Annotated in this window: 14 protein-coding genes; 10 read left to right on the top strand and 4 right to left on the bottom strand. The window is 71.7% G+C overall.

Features of this window, described 5'->3' with window-relative positions:
• Positions 1 to 51: 51 nt before the first annotated feature.
• Both AB0D18_RS07685 and AB0D18_RS07680 read right to left on the bottom strand, forming a co-directional pair.
• The gene (locus AB0D18_RS07685) at positions 52 to 342 is read right to left on the bottom strand and encodes a DUF5955 family protein (protein ID WP_362413979.1); all 291 of its coding nucleotides are present in this window, start codon (positions 340 to 342) and stop codon (positions 52 to 54) included.
• Positions 343 to 869: 527 nt separating this feature from the next.
• Positions 870 to 2423 carry a serine/threonine-protein kinase gene (locus tag AB0D18_RS07680; RefSeq protein WP_362413977.1) on the bottom strand — a complete coding sequence of 518 codons (1554 nt, stop codon included), beginning with the start codon at positions 2421 to 2423 and terminating at the stop codon, positions 870 to 872.
• Positions 2424 to 2479: 56 nt separating this feature from the next.
• On the opposite strand from AB0D18_RS07680, the gene AB0D18_RS07675 reads away from it, so the two are divergent.
• Entirely contained in the window at positions 2480 to 3142 is a 663-nt protein-coding gene (locus AB0D18_RS07675; RefSeq protein WP_362413975.1) for a nucleotidyltransferase family protein, read from the top strand.
• A 225-nt stretch (positions 3143 to 3367) separates the two neighbouring features.
• Positions 3368 to 4993, top strand: a complete 1626-nt coding sequence (aceB, locus tag AB0D18_RS07670) for a malate synthase A (protein WP_362413973.1) — start codon at positions 3368 to 3370, stop codon at positions 4991 to 4993.
• Positions 4994 to 5209: 216 nt separating this feature from the next.
• On the opposite strand, the gene AB0D18_RS07665 is transcribed toward aceB, so the two are convergent.
• Positions 5210 to 6481, bottom strand: a complete 1272-nt coding sequence (locus tag AB0D18_RS07665) for a helix-turn-helix domain-containing protein (RefSeq protein WP_362413971.1) — start codon at positions 6479 to 6481, stop codon at positions 5210 to 5212.
• Positions 6478 to 6630, bottom strand: a complete 153-nt coding sequence (locus tag AB0D18_RS07660) for a hypothetical protein (protein ID WP_362413969.1) — start codon at positions 6628 to 6630, stop codon at positions 6478 to 6480. The genes AB0D18_RS07665 and AB0D18_RS07660 overlap by 4 nt, the downstream gene beginning before the upstream one ends.
• Before the next feature lie 197 nt (positions 6631 to 6827).
• On the opposite strand from AB0D18_RS07660, the gene AB0D18_RS07655 reads away from it, so the two are divergent.
• From AB0D18_RS07655 to AB0D18_RS07620, 8 genes are all read left to right on the top strand, one after another.
• Positions 6828 to 7817: a DUF3068 domain-containing protein gene (locus AB0D18_RS07655; RefSeq protein WP_362413967.1), complete on the top strand. Its 990-nt coding sequence runs from the start codon at positions 6828 to 6830 to the stop codon at positions 7815 to 7817.
• A 205-nt stretch (positions 7818 to 8022) separates the two neighbouring features.
• Positions 8023 to 9261, top strand: a complete 1239-nt coding sequence (locus AB0D18_RS07650; RefSeq protein WP_362413965.1) for a glycosyltransferase family 4 protein — start codon at positions 8023 to 8025, stop codon at positions 9259 to 9261.
• Positions 9258 to 10007 (top strand): class I SAM-dependent methyltransferase, encoded by a 750-nt coding sequence (locus tag AB0D18_RS07645; protein ID WP_362413963.1) that lies wholly within the window; start codon positions 9258 to 9260, stop codon positions 10005 to 10007. The genes AB0D18_RS07650 and AB0D18_RS07645 overlap by 4 nt, the downstream gene beginning before the upstream one ends.
• Positions 10004 to 14185 (top strand): alpha-(1->3)-arabinofuranosyltransferase family protein, encoded by a 4182-nt coding sequence (locus AB0D18_RS07640; RefSeq protein WP_362413961.1) that lies wholly within the window; start codon positions 10004 to 10006, stop codon positions 14183 to 14185. Before AB0D18_RS07645 ends, AB0D18_RS07640 begins: the two co-directional genes overlap by 4 nt.
• Before the next feature lie 180 nt (positions 14186 to 14365).
• Entirely contained in the window at positions 14366 to 15649 is a 1284-nt protein-coding gene (locus tag AB0D18_RS07635) for a condensation protein (RefSeq protein WP_362413959.1), read from the top strand.
• The gene (locus AB0D18_RS07630; protein WP_362413957.1) at positions 15646 to 16458 is read left to right on the top strand and encodes a class I SAM-dependent methyltransferase; all 813 of its coding nucleotides are present in this window, start codon (positions 15646 to 15648) and stop codon (positions 16456 to 16458) included. Before AB0D18_RS07635 ends, AB0D18_RS07630 begins: the two co-directional genes overlap by 4 nt.
• A 2-nt stretch (positions 16459 to 16460) precedes the next feature.
• Positions 16461 to 17459 (top strand): hypothetical protein, encoded by a 999-nt coding sequence (locus AB0D18_RS07625; RefSeq protein ID WP_362414096.1) that lies wholly within the window; start codon positions 16461 to 16463, stop codon positions 17457 to 17459.
• Complete coding sequence (locus tag AB0D18_RS07620; protein ID WP_362413955.1) at positions 17446 to 17646, top strand: Trm112 family protein; 201 nt, start codon at positions 17446 to 17448, stop codon at positions 17644 to 17646. The genes AB0D18_RS07625 and AB0D18_RS07620 overlap by 14 nt, the downstream gene beginning before the upstream one ends.
• Position 17647: the final 1 nt, after the last annotated feature.

The raw sequence follows: 17647 nt of genomic DNA, 5'->3' as shown, positions 1-17647 counted from the left end.
GTGGCGGCGCCGAGCGACATCCCTGTCCGGGTGCGCCTGCCCCCGGCAGCCCTATCCGGCGGCCCGCTCCTCACCGAAGCGTTCGACCGCGTCCCGGACGAGCCTGATCGCGGGGCCCAGCGCGCTCACGGACCCGATCGCGCCGGCGACCAGCAGCAGCGAGCGGCGCAGTCTCCGTACGTCGGGCGAGCCGCTCAGGACCATCGCCGCGAGGGCCGCCAGCTCGTCCTCGGCGATCATGCGGTCCGACAACTCGGCCGGATGTGCGGCCAGTTCGCGCCGGAGGCGGGCGACGACCGTATGGAGTTCCGCCACCCTGGGGTCGTCGTCAGCGCTGGTCACGCACCGCTCCTCCGCGCTTCGCAACAAAGCTCTCCCCCTCGCACGCCGTCGTGCCGCTGTCGGAGACCGTTCCTCTGCGAACGATCCCGGGCGTCGGGCACGTTAACGCTCTCTCCGCGTGTGCGCCACCGCACGGACCGTGATTCAGCCCCCGGGGTTGAGCGGACCGCTGTCACATTCGTGACGCGGTCCTGGCCTGGTACGGGTACGACCCGACCGCCTCGCACCACCGCTGACCTCGGCGGATCTACGGTGGAGCCAGTGCCGCACAGCAGTGCGGGCACCTGTCACCGAGCGAGGGGGTTCTCATGTCGAGCGGTTGCCGCGACTGCAGGACGTGCACGAAGAGCCTGCTGGGCCGGACGGCCAGGAACGCGCTGTACGCGGTCACGTTCTCCTGGCTGATCAAGCCAATCTTTCTGCGGAACTGTCCGCAGTGCGGACATGTGATGCGCCGTCACCAACGCCGCACCGACGGCTCCTTCCAGGACTAGGGCCGCTCCGGCGGGCCCTGCCGGGCAGGCCCTTTAAGGCGCCTTGGTCTCCCCGTCCGGGACCGCGTTGCGCGCCGACGGCGGGACCTTGAGCGGTGGGGCCGGGGTGCCCTTCTTGCGGGTGTCCAGCGAATCCGGCGGCACCGAGGACGCCTCGGGCCCCGGCGGGTACGTCTCCTTCGGCCCTCCGGCGGACCCCGGCTGCTGCGTCTGGCCGTGCTGTCCCGACGGGTTGGTCCTGCCTGCGGGCTCTTCCTTGGTCAGCAGGTACGTGGCGCCCGCACCAAGGCCGCCGACGACGAGCACCGCCGCTGCCGCGCCGAGCGCCACCGTACGGCGGGAGCGGGTGCGCGGCTTTGCGTCCGCGACGGCGCTGCTTCCGGTACGCGCCCCGGGTGCCACACCCGGGCCCGCCGAAGGCGCCACACCCGGGCTCGCCGAAGGCCCCGCTCCGAAGGCGGGCGTCGCCTCCGGTGAGTTCGGCTGCGGGTAGGCGTACGCCGCGTAACCCTGCGGTGGCGGCGGCAGGTGCGGCGACGGCGTGCCGGCGGGGTACCCGTACGACTGGACGGCGGGGTACCCGTACGCCTGCGCCACCGGCGGCCCGAACACACCCGGCGGCGTGACAGGCGGCGTGGCGGGCGTCCCCGGCGTCTCCGGTGCCCCCGGCGTCCCCGGTGCCGCCGTCGGCGGTGCCGGCCGGGCGGAGATGGCGGCGGTCAGGGCGGGCGGCAGCCAGTTCTCCGCGCGGCGCAGACCCGTGCCCCCGGCGGCGGCCTGGCAGAGGGCGATGACCTCGGTCGGGTTGGGCCGGGCCGCGGGGGTCTTCGCCAGGCAGCGGGATATCAGTTCGCGCAGCTGGGGCGGGACCTCGCCGATCCGCGGGTCCTCGTGGATGACGCGGTAGAGCACCCCGTGCGGGGTGCCGTCGCCGAACGCCGGAGTGCCGGTTGCCGCGTACGTGGCGACCAGGCCGAGCGAGAAGACGTCCGTCGCCCAGCTGATCTGCCTGCCCTCGGCCTGCTCGGGGGACATGAAGGTGGGCGTGCCGACGGCGATGCCGGTCGCGGTGAGCGATCCGGATTCCGCCGCGTGGGCGATGCCGAAGTCGATGACGCGGGGGCCGTCGCTCGCGAGCAGGACGTTGGACGGCTTGAGGTCGCGGTGCACGATGCGGCAGGCGTGGATGGCCTGGAGCGCCTCGGCGACCCCCGCCACCAGCAGCAGTACGGAGTCGACGGGCAGCGGTCCGTGCGCGGCGACCGCCTCCGCGAGCGAAGGTCCTGGGACGTACGCCGTGGCCAGCCAGGGCGTCTCGCCCTCGGTCTCGGCGTCGATGACCTGCGCGGTGTGCAGCCCCGCGACCTGCCGCGCCGCCTGCACCTCCTGGCGGAACCGGCGGCGGAAATCTGCGTCACCCGTGAGGTGCGGCTTGATCACCTTCAGGGCGACGGCCCGGCCGCCCGGCGTGTGGGAGAGATAGACGTCGCCCATCCCGCCCGCGCCCAGCCTCGCGACCAGCCGGTATCCCCCGACCGTCCGCGGGTCCTGCTCCTTCAGCGGCTCGAAAGCCCCGTCCGCACTCAACTCGACTTGTCCCTCCAGTGACGTACGTTCGACCGTATCTGAGGTATCCAGGGACCATGGCGCCTGCATCGACACCGCACATCGCACACCGCACGCACACCCTGGACACCACGGAAGTGGCAAACACCCCGGAGAACACTGGCACCGCGGGCCTGCTCCTCGCCGCGGGGGGTGGCCGCCGCCTCGGCGGCAGGCCGAAGGCGCTCCTCGACCACCGGGGCCGCCCACTGGTCGAGCACGCGGTGCGGGTGCTGCGCGAGGGCGGCTGTGCGCGGGTGTACGTGGTCCTGGGCGCGGCGGCGGAGCAGGTACGGGCGCGGGCGCGGCTGGACGGTTGCGTCACGGTCGACAACCCGGACTGGTCCGAAGGCATGGGCACCTCCCTCCGTACGGGCCTCAACTCCCTTGCCACCGACACCACTTGCACGACCGCGCTCGTGTCGCTCGTCGACCAGCCCGGGATCGGGCCAGAGGCGGTGGCGCGGGTGCTGGCCGCGCGCGGGACGGGGCTGGCCGCCGCCTCGTACGACGGCGCGCGCGGGCACCCGGTGCTGTTCGCGGCGAACCGGTGGGCGGAGGTCGCGAGGACTGCGGTGGGAGATCGCGGGGCACGCGCCTACCTGGTGGAGCACGCGGCGGAACTGACCCTCGTCGAGTGCGGCGACGTGGCCGAGGCGTACGACATCGACCTCCCCGGCGACCTCGTCCACCTGAAGTGAGCGGGGCGGCACTCAGGGCCACGATCTGTCGTCCCGAAGAATCTCGACATCAACAAACCATTGAACTTCCACCATGAGGAAACTAATATCCACTGATCAGAAGCGCCTGATCGACCGAAACACATCAGACGGCGCCTGCGCCCGTATCTCGGCTCCCTCGGCACTCCGTGCCGTGACGGCAGCCCGGCGGTCGCGAAGGCACCGCCCGCGAAGGAGTGACAGCTCATGTCCGCACCAGCGCCGTCCCCGCTGGCCATCGTCGACGCCGAGCCCCTGCCGAGGCAGGACGAGGTTCTGACCGAAGCGGCCCTCGCATTCGTGGCCGAGCTGCACCAGCGGTTCACGCCCCGCCGCAACGAGCTGCTGGCCCGACGCGGCGAGCGCCGCGCCGAGATCGCCCGCACCTCCTCGCTGGACTTCCTGCCCGAGACGGCAGCCGTCCGCGAGGACGACTCCTGGAAGGTCGCACCGGCCCCGGCCGCGCTGAACGACCGCCGGGTGGAGATCACCGGTCCGACCGACCAGAAGATGACCATCAACGCCCTGAACTCGGGCGCCAAGGTCTGGCTCGCCGACTTCGAGGACGCCTCGGCTCCCACCTGGGAGAACGTGGTCCTCGGCCAGCGCAACCTGATCGACGCCTACACCCGCAACATCGACTTCACGGACCCGAAGTCCGGCAAGTCGTACGCCCTCAAGGACAACTCCGAGCTGGCCACGGTCGTCATGCGGCCGCGCGGCTGGCACCTGGAGGAGCGCCACCTGCGCGACGCCGACGGGAACACCGTGCCGGGCGCGCTGGTCGACTTCGGCCTGTACTTCTTCCACAACGCCAAGCGGCTGATCGAGCTCGGCAAGGGCCCGTACTTCTACCTCCCGAAGACGGAGTCGCACCTGGAGGCCCGCCTCTGGAACGAGATCTTCGTCTTCGCGCAGGACTACGTGGGCATGGAGCAGGGCACCGTCCGCGCGACCGTCCTGATCGAGACGATCACGGCCGCGTACGAGATGGAGGAGATCCTCTACGAGCTCCGCGACCACGCGGCGGGCCTCAACGCCGGCCGCTGGGACTACCTCTTCTCGATCGTGAAGAACTTCCGCGACGGCGGAGCGAAGTTCGTCCTGCCGGACCGGAACGCGGTGACGATGACCGCGCCCTTCATGCGGGCGTACACCGAACTGCTGGTGCGTACGTGCCACAAGCGCGGGGCGCACGCGATCGGCGGCATGGCGGCGTTCATCCCGTCGCGCCGTGACGCCGAGGTCAACAAGGTCGCCTTTGAGAAGGTCAAGGCGGACAAGGACCGCGAGGCGGGCGACGGCTTCGACGGCTCGTGGGTCGCACACCCGGACCTGGTGCCGATCGCGATGGCGTCCTTCGACGCGGTGCTCGGCGAGAAGCCGAACCAGAAGGAGCGGCTGCGCGAAGACGTCTCGGTCGCGGCCGGTGACCTGATCGCCATCGACTCGCTCGACGCGAAGCCGACGTACGAGGGCCTGGTCGCGGCCGTCCAGGTCGGCACCCGCTACATCGAGGCGTGGCTGCGGGGCCTGGGCGCCGTCGCCATCTTCAACCTGATGGAGGACGCGGCCACCGCGGAGATCTCCCGCTCCCAGATCTGGCAGTGGATCAATGCCGGTGTGGTCTTCGAGAACGGCGAGAAGGCGACGGCGGAGCTGACGCGGAAGATTGCGGCCGAGGAACTGGCCGCAATCCGCGCGGAGTTGGGCGAGGAGGCGTTCGCAGCCGGGAAGTGGCAGCAGGCGCACGACCTGCTGCTGACGGTGTCGCTGGACGCGGACTACGCGGACTTCTTGACGCTGCCGGCGTACGAGCAGCTGGTGGGGTAACGGGGCGGCTCGCAAGGGCGGGCGGTCGTGAGGGGGCGAGCTCCGCATGGGGGCCGCCCCCTTGCCCACCCGTCCCGCCCCCGGGGGGGCGGCCCCGCTGCCCAAGGAGGCTGACGATAGGGGCGCGGGGCTGTGTTGATATGCGGCTCCGCCGCGTGGGCGCGATCAGCCACGACGCACCCGCAGGATGCCCACCGGCCCCACCCCACCCCACACTCAGCGGATCGGTTCCGCCAGCTCCCCCCGCAACCTCTGCGCCCTCAGCACCAGCTCCAGCTCGAAGCGACGATCCGGATCGTCAACCTCCGCCCCCCACAACTCCCTGATCTGCCGCATCCGGTACCGCACCGTCTGCGGATGCACCCCCAGCCGCGCCGCCACCTCCGGTGCCCCGCCCCGCGTCTCCAGCCACGCGAGCAGCGTCTCCGCGAGCCGGCGGCCCTGCGTCGGCCCGCACCCCGCCAGCGGCGCCAGGCACCGGGCCGTCAGATCGCCGATCAGTTCCTCGGGCGGCAGCAGCACCAGTGCCTCGGTGTACTCCGTGCAGTGCAGCAGCCCGCCCGTCGGCAGCAGGCCACGCTCCATGAGGCCGACCGCGGCCGACGCCCAGCGCAGCGACTTCGCCGCCTCGGCGAGCGGTACGGCAGGGCCGAGCGCTCCCGTCCAGCCGTTCGTCGCGCGTCGCAACTGCTCCGAGCGGCCCGCGAGTTGCGGTTCCGGTACGACCATCAGCGGCTGTTCGCTCTCCATGTCGAGCAGCACCTCGTCACCGACCGCCGGTGCGACGCAGTCCCGCGAAGGGCGCAGCAGTACGCCGACCGCGACCCGCTCGGGCAGCGCCCACCCGATCCTGGCCGCGTGCGCCCCGAACTCGGTCAGCGACTCGACCGGATCGCCGCCGCCCCCACCCTCCCGCTCCCGCAGGATCGCCTGGGTCAACTTCCGTTGCAGGCGCAGCCGTTCACCGGCCTGCCGGGCCGCCGCTTCCGCGTAGCCGCGTACGGACTCGTCCACCAGCCCGTCCAGGAAGGCGAATCCGGACTCGGCGAGTTCGTACATCGCGGGCGGCGGGATGTTCAGCTGCTGCCCGATCTCGGCGAGCCGCCGCCAGGCGAGCCGCACCCCGAGCCGGTAGACCGCCTGGAGTGAGTCGAGGGAGCGTCCGTGCAGGCCCTCCCCCCGGCCGAACTCCTGGAAGACCTCCAGGTGCAGATGCGGCCGCCGGCCGTCCTCCCGTACCAGATGCTGTACGAAGTCCTCCAGCGCGCGGCGGATCCCGACCAGCGCCATCAGGTTGCCGTGCTCGTCGAGGATCAGCGGCATCCGGGGGTGCTCGCGGCAGATCGCGTCGAGTATCTGCTGGGCGAGCGCGGGCACTTCGGCCAGTGCCCGGTCGGCGAACTGCCGCACCTGGAGACGAGGTACGTCCACCCAGGCCGATGCCGTGTCGATCGAGGCTGCGCCGGTCGTCGTCCCGGTCCCGTTCATTTCCGCGGCGTCCCCGTCTCGTAGCTGATCAGAGGCACATTGGGCTGTTCCGGAGTCGCGTTCAGCAGCGCCACGATGCCGAACGCCGCGCCCACCGCGAGCGCGGCCGCAGCGAGCGAGGTCAGTAGCGCGGAGATCAGTCTGGGCATGGCGGGAGGCCTCTCTGACGCTGGTCCCCACCGGCAGCCTGACAGCAAGTCCACAGTCTCATCAGGAGATTGACAGTCCGTCAAGACCACGCTTACGGTTCCCGGCCCATACGCACAGTGCACGTATTCGCCCGGCTTTCCCCGCACCGCCTGCGCACTTCTTCCCCCTCCGCCACGGCCCCCTCTGGAGCGCCCGTATGCGTCGCACCGCTTCCCCGCTGTCGCTGGTCCTGCTCGGCACCGGCGTGTTCCTGCTCGTCCTCGCACCTCTGCTGGCCTGGTACGTCGCCCCGCGCGCCAAGAGCACCCCGGTCGACATCGACACCACGACGGTCTTCACCGGCACGGGCAGCTACTTCGACACGAAGGCCATCCGAACCGTCTCGGGAAAGCCCCTCACGATCACCCGGCAGGTGCGCGGCGACGTCGCCGACAGCACGAAGGCCGGCCGGGCCGTGTGGGACGTGTCCACCTCGATCGACACCGAGGACACGCTGCCCGCCGCCGACACCACGGACTCGCTGCAGTGGACCCTGGAGCGCTGGGTCACCGACCGCCGCACCAACGAGCCGGTGCACTGCTGCAAGGAGCAGCCGGTCTTCGACGGCGAGGCGTACCTGAAGTTCCCCTTCGACGTCGAGAAGCGCTCCTACCGCTGGTGGGACGGCACGCTCGGCTCCACCGTCACCCTCCGCTTCGCCGGTACGAAGAAGATCCAGGGGTACGAGGGCTACCGCTTCACCGGCACGGTGCCGCCGACCAAGACCGGCACCCGGATGGTGCCGGGGCGCCTGGTCGGGCTGCCGGATCGGGGTCAGGTGCTGGCCGAGGAGTGGTACGCCAACCACGCCATCGAGCTGGTCGTCGACCGGCGGACCGGGCGGATCGTGAACGCGGCGATCGGCCCGCGCAAGACCGTGCGGGCGCCGGGCTCGAAGAAGGACTCGATGGTGCTGCTCGACAGCCGCCGGCTGGAGTTCACCGAGGCCACCCAGCGGACGCAGGTGGAGCTGGCCGGTGCGGACAGCGACAAGCTGCGGCTGGTGAGCGAGACACTGCCGATGGGCGGCGGAGCGGCGGGTGCGGTGCTGGCGGCGACGGGTCTGGTCTTCGTCGTACGGGGTCGGCGGACACCGGTCCGGGGAGCGGGTCCAGGAGCCGCCCAGGGTGCGGGGACAGCACCGTAATTGCCCAACTCACTTACCGGATTCACTTTGTGATGAGGCATCAGCTGATATCGGTGCCGAAATTGTCACCCAGGTGAGTAGCCGCCTCGAACGGCGTGGCGAAAACTACCTACCCACCCCACACGGAGTACTGCACAGCAGGCACACAGAGCACAAGACGCACTCCCACCCACTGGTTCCGCACCCCGAACGAGTTGGAGCTCGGATGCCCCAGCACGTACCCCCCACCCTGAACAATGCGAAACCCCTTCAGGTTCTGAGGTCCCCACAACCTCAAGAGCCGCCCGTCCGTCCGCGCAGAATCGTCTTCCTGTCCCGCCGCGACCTGGGCAATCCGGCCGCCGGCGGCTCCGAACTCCTCGTCGACCGGCTGGCGGACGGGCTCACGGCGCTCGGCCACCAGGTGACGCTGCTGTGCGGCGGCCCGGCCGCGTACCGCAACTACCGGGTCGTGTCGGCGGGCGGCGACCTGGGGCACTTCCTGAAGGCCCGCCGCGCCTTCGACCGGCAGGTCGGCGGCTGCGACCTGATGGTCGAGGTCTGCAACGGGCTGCCCTATCTGACCCCGCTCTGGCACCGGGGACCCACCCTCTGTCTGGTCAACCACGTCCACACCGAGCTCTGGGGCATGCGCTTCCCCGGCCCCGCCGCCGGGCTCGGCCGCCGCCTGGAGCACTGGGCGCTGTCCGCCGCCCAGCGCAACAACCTGCTGGTCGCGGTGTCCGCGTCGACGGCCGACGCGCTCGGTGCGCTCGGTGTGGACCGCAGTCGCATCCGCGTCGTCCACAACGGGGTCGAGGACCCCGGCGCACGGTCGCCGCGCTCGCCCGAGCCGGTGTTCCTGGCGATGGGCCGGCTCGTCGAGTACAAGCGCATCGACCTGCTGCTGCGGCTCTGGGAGCGGGTCCGCCCGGTGACGGGCGGCCGGCTGGTGATCGTCGGCGACGGCCCGGAGCGGCAGCGGCTGGAGGCCATGGCCGGCCCCGGCGTCGAGTTCAAGGGGTACGTCTCGGAGGCCGAGAAGCACCAACTCCTCTGTGCCTCGTGGCTGTTGTTACATCCCTCCGCAGTCGAAGGCTGGGGTCTCGTGGTCACCGAGGCGGCGACCAGAGGCACCCCGTCGATCGGTTTCGACGTACCGGGGCTGCGGGACTCGATCGAGGACGGCGTCACGGGCGTGCTGGCGCGCGGTGAGAGTTCGTTCGCCGCCGCGTGGTGCGCGCTGGCCCTCGGCAGGGAGCGGCGCGAGGCGATGGGCCGGGCCGCGGCCGTCCGTGCGGAGCGCTACCGCTGGTCGAGCACGGTCAGCCAGTTTCGTACGGTCGCCGCGGAAGCGGTCGCAGCGCCCGCCGCCGAAGCACCGGCAGCCGGCGCACCGGACACCCCCGAAACGGTCGGGACGACAGCGGCCGTCGCCGCGGCGGGGGCGGTCGCGCTGCGATGAGAAGCACCGGCCGCACCCTCAAGGACCCCTCCTTCCGCCGCTCCGCCGCCCTCTTCCGGGCCTTCATGCGCGAGCAGCACGACCCCGACCACTGCTATGCGCTGCTCGCCAGGGACGCCGCCGACCAGGTGCAGCGGTACGTCCCTCTGGAGGGCCGGGTGGTGGTGGACGTCGGCGGCGGCAGCGGGCACTTCGCCGAGGAGTTCCGGCGGCGCGGCGCGCACAGCTACCTCTTCGAGCCGGACCTGCGGGAGCTGACGGCCCACGGGCGCAAGCCGCCGGAGGGCGCGGTGGTCGCGGACGGCTATCTGCTGCCGCTCGCCGACGGGGCGGCCGATGTGTGCTTCTCCTCCAACGTCCTTGAGCACGTGGCCGATCCGCAGACCTTCCTGAGTGAGATGGTGCGGGTGACCCGGCCCGGGGGGCTGATCTACGTCGCGTTCACCAACTGGTACTCGCCGTGGGGCGGCCATGAGTGGGCGCCCTGGCACTATCTGGGCGCCGACCGGGCCCGCCGCCGCTACGAGCGGCGCACCGGCAGACCCGCCAAGCACACCGTCGGCGAGAACCTCTTCCCGATCCATGTCGGTACGACGCTGCGCGCGGTCAGGGCGCGCAGCGACGTGTCGGTCGTGTCGGCGCGGGGCCGCTACTGGCCGCTGCTGCCGACGCTCGCCCCCAAGGTGCCGGTGCTGCGCGAGTTCACCACCTGGAACCTCCTCCTCATCCTCCGGCGGTGCCCATGACCAGCACGCTCCAGGCTCCGCCCCTCCCGCCGTCGCACGCGGCCCCGGGGCCCGGCGGCCGCGGCCCCGGTGACGGGCCCCGGTCGCGAAAGTGGCTGTTCGGGTTCTGGGCGGCCGTACTCGTCGCGTTCCTGGCGGTGTCGCCGGGGAAGATGAGCTTCGAGACGAAGCTCGGGGTTGCCGCCGACCCGTTCAAGTTCCTTGCGGACCTGGGTGAGTTGTGGCATTCGCGGGCCGGGTTCGGCGGAATCTTCGACCAGTACGTGGGCTACGCCTTCCCGATGCTGCCGTACTACGCCCTGTCCGACCTGGTGCAGCTGCCGGTGTGGCTGGCCGAGCGGCTCTGGCTGTCGCTCGTGGTGACCGTGGCGTTCTGGGGTGCACTGCGGCTCGCCGAGCGCCTCGGGGTCGGCTCGTCGCCGGCCCGGCTGCTCGGTGCGGCGGCGTACGCGCTGTGGCCGACGTACACGATCGTCATCGGTTCGACGTCGGCGGCGGCACTTCCCGGCGCACTGCTGCCGTGGGTTCTGCTGCCCCTGGTGAACTCGCGTCTCTCAGCCCGCAGTTCGGCCCTTCGATCGGCGCTCGTCATTCCCTTCATGGGCGGAGTGAACGCGGCGTCCACGCTCGCCGCCCTGCTGCCCGTGGTGCTGTATCTGCTGAGCCGCCCCGCCGGCCCGCGCAGGCGCGCACAGATCACCTGGTGGGTGCCGGGGGTGCTCCTCGCCACCCTGTGGTGGGTGGTTCCGCTGCTCATGCTGGGCATCCACGGCGAGAACTTCATGCCGTACGTGGAGCAGGCCGGGACCACCACCGCCACCATGTCCGCGACGGAGCTGCTGCGCGGTGCGGGCAACTGGACGGCGTATCTGCACTTCGGGGACTCCTGGCTGCCGGCCGGGTGGACGGTCGCCGCGTCGGCGCTCGCGGTCCTCGGTTCGGCGTGCGCGGCGGCGATCGGACTCGCGGGCCTGGCCAGGCGGGACGTGCCGGAGCGGCGCTGGCTGCTGCTCGTGGTGCTGTCCGTGGTGCTCGTCACCCTTGCCGGGTACGGGGGTTCGCTGGGTGCGCTCTTCCCGGGGACGGTGCAGGACTGGCTGAACGGGTGGCTGGTCCCGTTCCGCAACATCTACAAGTTCCAGTCGGGTCTGGCCCTGGTGCTGGTGCTCGGGCTGATGCACGCGGTGGCGGTGGCCACGGAGCGGCGGGGCGCGCGCCGGCTCCCGGGCCGCAGGTTCGCACCGGTGCTGGCGGCACTGTTCGTCCTGCCCGGCCTGCTGCTGCCGTACGTCAACGGCAGCATCCTCCAGTCGGGCGCCTTCACCAAGCTCCCCAACCACTGGGAGGAGACCGCGAGTTGGCTGAAGAAGTACTCCCCTGAAACCCGGGCCCTGGTGGTCCCCGCGACCGCGCACGGCATCCAGACCTGGGGTTCGACGATCGACCAGCCGCTGGACGTGCTCGCCGAATCGCCGTGGGCGCAGCGGGACTTCGTACCGTTCGGAGCGCCGGGCAACCGGCGTGCCCTCGACGCGGTCGAGCAGGCACTGATGTCGGGCAGTGAAGTACCCGGCCTGTCCGACTACTTGGGCCGCGCCGGACTCCACTACGTCGTCGTACGCAACGACCTGGACCCCGACCAGATCGGCTACGTTCCCCCGCAGACGGTGAAGCGGACGCTGGAGTCGTCCGGGTACACCCGGGTCACCGGATTCGGCCCGGTGCTGACCGGCGGACGCATCCCCGACGACACTCCCGTACAGGTTGAGGGCCTCTATCCGAGGCAGCAGGCGGTGGAGGTGTACGAGCCGCCTGCCGGCACCCGGGCGCCAGGACGGGCCGGGCTGAAGCCGGTGGCGGACACCGCGGTGGTGAGCGGCGGCCCCGAGTCGCTGCTGCAGCTGTCGGCGGACAAGGGGATGCGCAATCGGCCCGCCGTGCTCGCCGGGGACAACTCCCCCGGTCTCGGGGCCCCTCCGGTGCTCGCGGCCGGGGACGGTCTGCGACGCGCGGACACCAGGTTCGGGCTGGTCAACACCAACACCTCGTACACCTACACCGCGACGGAACGCAATCTCTCCGGCAACGTCCAGGACCCTGGGCGGGAGCCGCGCCAGATCCTGCCGACGGAGGGTGTCAGGCACCAGACGACGGCGGTATTGCGCGGCGCGAAGTCGGTGACGGCGTCCAGCAGCGGCAACTGGCTGTTCCATCTGCCGCAGTACGACCCGGTGAACGCCTTCGACGGCAACCCGGACACGGCGTGGGCCGAGGGCAGCCCGGCAGAACCTGCGGGCCAGTGGCTGCGCGTCGACTTCACGAACCGGGTCGCCGTCCCGTCGTCGATACGGGTGACACCCCTGCCTTCGGACGGGGTACGGGCGGCTCCGACGGTGGTACGGGTGGAGACGGACCGGGGTAGCGCGACGAGCCCTCTCCAGCCGAACGGGCTGCCGCAAATGGTCAATGCTCCTCAGGGTGAGGCGAGTTGGCTGCGCATCACCATCGAGGAGGCACAGCAGGGGCGGCCGGGGCTGATGGGTGCGGGCTTCACCGCCGTGGAGATTCCCGGTGTCCAGGTGACGAAGCTGCTCGCGCTTCCGGAGGACTCGGGTGCCGCCGGCGGTGGCTCGGGGGATTCACGCGGCTCGGGGGCCGACCCCAATGTGATCTCCCTGCACCGGGGCAGCGACCCCGGCGGGCTGTCACCCGTGTCGGCGGAGGTGGGACTGCACCGGCAGTTCACCACACGCGCGGACGGGGCGTACGCGCTGCGGGCGACGGCGCTGCCGGTGCCGGGCGACGCACTCGACCGGCTGCTGTACGGCATCGCGCCCGACCAGCGGCGACAGTTGACGGCGACCGCCGACTCGACGGCCAGGCTCGGTTCGTCGCTGACGCCCCGCAACCTGGTCGACGGCGACCTGACCACCTCCTGGATCTCCGGCAACAAGTCCGTACTGCATCTGCGCTGGCCGGAGAAGCGGCCGGTCGGGGAGATCGTGTTCGCGGCGGCGGGCGGGCTTTCGACGCGGCCCGAGCAGGTCGAGATCAGCTCGCCCGACGGGGCGGCGACGTCCTCCGTCGACCAGAACGGTCTCGCCCGCTTCGCGCCGATCACCACCGACCGGCTCGACATCACCATCACCAAGGTCGCACCTCTGACCATCCACAACCCGGTGGCGGAAGGCGAGTTGCAGCTGCCGGTCGGTCTGAGCGAGGTGTACGTGCCGGCGCTGGACGACTTCCGGGTGCCGCAGCCGGATCCGTCCCGCACCTTCGCACTGCCGTGCGGGCAGGGTCCGATCCTCTCCATCGACGGCACCCTGCACGCGACGAGTGCGCGTGGCAGTCTCCGTGACCTGACGGAGCGGCGGCCGATCGAGGTGTCGTTGTGCGCCGGTGAACAGCGGGGCGGCAAAGCCCAGTTGAGTCCGGGTACACACCGGGTGGAGGCGGGAGACGTGGGTCCGCTCGCGATCACGGACATCACGCTGCAGCGGGGCGACGTACCCCAGCCCTCTTCCGCGGTACGCGAGTTGAAGGTAAACGACTGGTCGGGTGACGACCGGACGGTGAAGGTCGGCGCGGGCCAGGCCTCGTACCTTCAGATGTACGAGAACTCCAACCCGGGCTGGCAGGCCACCCTCAACGGCAAGGAACTCACCCCGGTCCGCCTGGACGGCTGGCAGCAGGGCTGGCTGGTCCCGGAAGGCGAAGGCGGCACGGTAGAGCTGGAGTTCACGCCGGCGGGATGGTACGTGGGCGGACTGATCGGCGGTGGGGTTGCGGTTCTTGCGCTGATCGGGCTGGTGGTGTGGTGCAGGCGGGACCCGGAGGTCGCACCGGCCGCGGAGGTCTCGCCCCCGGCGCCCGGGGTGGTGCTGGGACTGGGCGTGCTGACCGTGGTCATGGTCCTGATCGCCGGGCCGCTGGCCCTGCTGGTGCCCGCCCTGGCGGCGGTCGCCCACTTCCGGCACACCTTGCTGCCGCCGATCGCGCTGGTGGCGATGGCGGGTGCGGGGGTGGCTGCCGCCTGGGGCGCGGGGTCACCGGCGTCCGCGGAAACGGGAGCGTTCGGGCCGGTGGCCCAGGCGCTGGCGCTGGTGGCGGTGGTCGCGGCGGTGGTGACGGTCGGGGACGGGTGGGGCAGGGGCCGGAGGCGGGAGCGGGAGTGAGGTGGGGGGCGGTGCGGGGCGGTGGGCATCGTGCGGGTGCGGCATGGCTGGACACGGGGCGGTGGGCATTGTGCGGGTGCGGCGTGGCTGGACGCGCAGTTCCCCGCGCCCCTAAGAGCCTGCCCCTTACCCCCTAGCCCTCTTGGGCAGCGGGGCCGCCCTACCCAAGGAGATCGGACGATGACCACCGTGCAGCATCACACCCACTCCCCACCTCCCACCCGCCTCCCCTTCTCCGTCGTAGACGAAATCACCCGCCACTGCCTGGACCCCTCCGAGCCCGAAACCGTTCATATCGAAGTGCACCTCCCCGCACCCCCGCACCCCGCCCGCCTCCGCGCCGCCTTCCTCGAAGCGTTCGGCCGTCACCCCCGCATCCTGATGCGCGAGGCCCCCCGCCCTTGGTACCGGCGGCGCTACGAGTGGGAGCTCACCCCGCATCCCGACACCGACCACGTCGTCACCTTCCACGAGCCGGGGCCCGACGCCCTCGCCCGTGCCCGGCAACGGGCCCTCGCCCAGGCCCCTCCTCTCTCCCTCTCTCCGCCCATCCGGGTCGAAGCCATCGGCAACGTTCTCGTCCTGACCGTCAACCACACCGCCCTCGACGGCCCCGCCTGCCTCCGTATCCTGGCGACCGCCGCCGAGCTCTACGGCGGCCGGGACAACTCCCCCGCCGCCGCCGGCGCCCCCGCCCGCCCGGAGAGTCACCCCCAACTCCAGCCCCCGAGCGTCGGGGTCGCCCCGGTGGCCCGTGTCGCGCACGGCACCCCCGGTGCGCCGGGCAACGGCATGCTCGTCGCCGACCTGCCCGTTCCGCGCCGGCCGCCCTCCGCCCCGTACACCGTCAACGACCAGCTGATGGTCGCCACCGCGCGCATGATCGCCGAGTGGAACCACGAGCGGGGCGCCCCGCCGCGCCCCCTGCGCATCACCATGCCGGTGGACGACCGCCCCAGAGGGCTGGACATGCCCATCGGGAACGGCACCCGGCTCGTTGAAGTCCCCTTCAGGGAAGAAGAGTTGAGGGAGGAAACCGGCGAGCTGCTGCGGCGGACCGCCGACCGCACCCGCGCGCTGAAGTCGCTGCCCCGCCCCCAGCTCGGCCACGGTGCGGCGCTGCTCACCGCTCCGGTCGTCCCCGTGACCGTACGGGCCGCTCTCACACGGCAGTTGCGGCGCGCGGTCGCGCCGTGGACGTCGACGACGCTGCTCAGCAACATCGGGCGGGTGCCGTATCCGCTGGACTTCGGCGAAGGGGTGGGGCGGGCCACCGCCGTGTGGTTCTCGGCGCCGGCCCGGATGCCGCGCGGGCTGACCGTGACCACCGCCAGCACCAACGGGCGGCTGCACCTCGCCCTGCGCTGGTCGGGCGTACTCCTCGGCCCGCAGGACGGAGACCACCTGCGCGAACTCTTCGAGAAGCACCTCAATTCCACTGCCGAGGAAGGTAGTTCACCATGACGACTTCCCTCAACGACACCGGCTCCGACACTCCTGTCCCGCACCTGCGTGACTTCTACGAGAACCCTGCCGTGCCCGTCGCCTCGGGCGACGCCCGGAGCCTGCGCCAAGCGCGCATGCTCGCCGGGGCCCTGGCCGGTACGTCCGGCGCCACCGTCCTCGACATCGGCTGCGGCGACGGCACCGCCGCCGTGACCGCCGCCCCCCTGCTCTCCGGCCACCGGATCGTCGGCGTCGACTGGTCGCAGGACGCGCTGCGCCGCGCGTCCGCACGGTTCGCGGCCGTACCGCACGACCTCATGGCCGTACGGGGTGAACTCACCGACGGCGGGCTGCCGTTCGCGTCGGGGACGGCCGACGCGGTGCTGTTCAGCGAGGTGATCGAGCACCTCGTCGACCCGGACAGCGCACTGGACGAGATACGTCGCGTGCTCGCACCCGGGGGGCATCTGATGCTGTCCACACCGAATCTGGCCGCCTGGTACAACCGGGCTCTTCTGCTGGCCGGGGTGCAGCCGGTGTTCTCCGAGGTCAGTCTGCGCGGCATCCACGGGCGGCCGGGCCGCGAAGTCGTCGGGCATCTGCGGCTCTACACGGCGCGCGCCCTGCGCGAGTTCCTGACCGCGTCCGGTTTCGACGTCGTACGGATCGCGGGCGCGCCCTTCCATGGGGTGCCGCGTCCGCTGCGGCCGCTGGACCGGCTGGTCTGCGCCGCTCCGTCCGCCGCGTCGATCCTGCTGGTGCACGCCCGCCGGCGGCCGGACGACTCCCCACAGGGAGACGACTCCCCGGGAGAGCGGGGCCGCTGATGATGTGGTGGGGCGTGGCAGCCGCGCTGTTCGCGAACGTCCTCTACAGCGGCGGGTTCGTACTCCAGAAGCGGGCGCTGGGCAATCTGCCCGGGCTCGACATCCGGCGCCCTGCGCGCGCCGTCCGCCTGCTGCTCGGCAGTCTGCCGTGGATCGGCGGTTCGCTCGCGCTGGCGGGCGGGTTCGGCGCGCAGCTCGTGGTCTACCGCACGCTGCCGATCGCCGTCGCCCAGGCGCTCTTCATCTCCGGCCTGGTACTGCTCCTGCTGATGTCCTCGCGCACGCTCGGCGAACGCACTTCTGGCCGCGAGCGGTACGCGATGGCGGCGATCGTGGCGGCCCTGCTGATGGTGGTGCTCTCCCTCGACGAGAGCAGCGAGGTGATCGGCGCGGACTCCCCCGCGCCGCTGATCCTGCTGCTCAGCGGTGCGAGCATCGGTGCGGGGGTGTGGGTGTACATCGCCGCGGACCGCAAGGGCGGCGCCCACGCGGCTCCCACCAGCGGCGTTCCGTACGGTGTGGCCGTCGGCCTCGTCTACGGGGTCAGCTCCCTCGCCATCAAGGGCGTCTCCGCCCACCTGGACTTCCACGACGTGCCCGGCACCGCCGCCGCGATCCTCACCTCCCCGTATCCCTACCTCCTCCTGGTCACGGGTGCGACCGGCCTGGTCCTGTCCCAGACCGCGCTGCAGCGCTGCCGCGCCTCGCTCGTCGTCCCCGTCTGCACCACCACCTCCTGTCTGTACACCGCCACCCTCGGCACTCTCGCCTTCGGCGAGTCCCTCCCGGACGACCCGCTGCGGCTGGCCCTGCGGGTCGCGGGAGCCCTGCTGGCGGTGGCGGTCCTCCTCGCCCTTCCCTCCTCCGAACAGCCCCTCGCCGAAAAGCCCTCCCCCGAAAAGCCGGGACCCGAAGAGCCGGGACCCGAAGAGCCGGGACCCGAAGAGCCGGGACCCGAAGACTCCTCGCCCGAAAAGGAAGTGAGCCATGAACCCCGCTGACCCGCTCCTCAAGATCCTCGCCTGCCCCCTCGACAAGGGTCCCCTCACCCTGCTCCCCGCCGAGGACGCCCTCTACAACCCGCGCCTGCACCGGCGTTACCCGATCGTCGACGGCATCCCCCAACTCCTGCCGTCCTCCGGTGAACAGGTCGACGACGCGGAGCACCACCGCCTCACCTCGTGCTGAT

The sequence above is a fragment of the Streptomyces sp. NPDC048442 genome, assembly GCF_040651475.1.
In the GTDB taxonomy this organism is placed as follows: domain Bacteria; phylum Actinomycetota; class Actinomycetes; order Streptomycetales; family Streptomycetaceae; genus Streptomyces.
The sequence above is the reverse complement of the archived record's forward strand: the minus strand, read 5'-3'. Positions and strand labels throughout refer to the sequence as shown.

What these genes read in the sequence shown, in the direction of transcription:
- AB0D18_RS07650 (WP_362413965.1), top strand. Translation starts at nt 8,023, where the DNA reads ATGCCCCAGCACGTACCCCCCACCCTGAACAATGCGAAACCCCTTCAG.
- AB0D18_RS07630 (WP_362413957.1), top strand. Translation starts at nt 15,646, where the DNA reads ATGACGACTTCCCTCAACGACACCGGCTCCGACACTCCTGTCCCGCAC.
- AB0D18_RS07625 (WP_362414096.1), top strand. Translation starts at nt 16,461, where the DNA reads ATGTGGTGGGGCGTGGCAGCCGCGCTGTTCGCGAACGTCCTCTACAGC.
- AB0D18_RS07675 (WP_362413975.1), top strand. Translation starts at nt 2,480, where the DNA reads ATGGCGCCTGCATCGACACCGCACATCGCACACCGCACGCACACCCTG.
- AB0D18_RS07645 (WP_362413963.1), top strand. Translation starts at nt 9,258, where the DNA reads ATGAGAAGCACCGGCCGCACCCTCAAGGACCCCTCCTTCCGCCGCTCC.
- aceB (WP_362413973.1), top strand. Translation starts at nt 3,368, where the DNA reads ATGTCCGCACCAGCGCCGTCCCCGCTGGCCATCGTCGACGCCGAGCCC.
- AB0D18_RS07660 (WP_362413969.1), bottom strand. Translation starts at nt 6,630, where the DNA reads ATGCCCAGACTGATCTCCGCGCTACTGACCTCGCTCGCTGCGGCCGCG.
- AB0D18_RS07640 (WP_362413961.1), top strand. Translation starts at nt 10,004, where the DNA reads ATGACCAGCACGCTCCAGGCTCCGCCCCTCCCGCCGTCGCACGCGGCC.
- AB0D18_RS07635 (WP_362413959.1), top strand. Translation starts at nt 14,366, where the DNA reads ATGACCACCGTGCAGCATCACACCCACTCCCCACCTCCCACCCGCCTC.
- AB0D18_RS07620 (WP_362413955.1), top strand. Translation starts at nt 17,446, where the DNA reads ATGAACCCCGCTGACCCGCTCCTCAAGATCCTCGCCTGCCCCCTCGAC.
- AB0D18_RS07655 (WP_362413967.1), top strand. Translation starts at nt 6,828, where the DNA reads ATGCGTCGCACCGCTTCCCCGCTGTCGCTGGTCCTGCTCGGCACCGGC.
- AB0D18_RS07665 (WP_362413971.1), bottom strand. Translation starts at nt 6,481, where the DNA reads ATGAACGGGACCGGGACGACGACCGGCGCAGCCTCGATCGACACGGCA.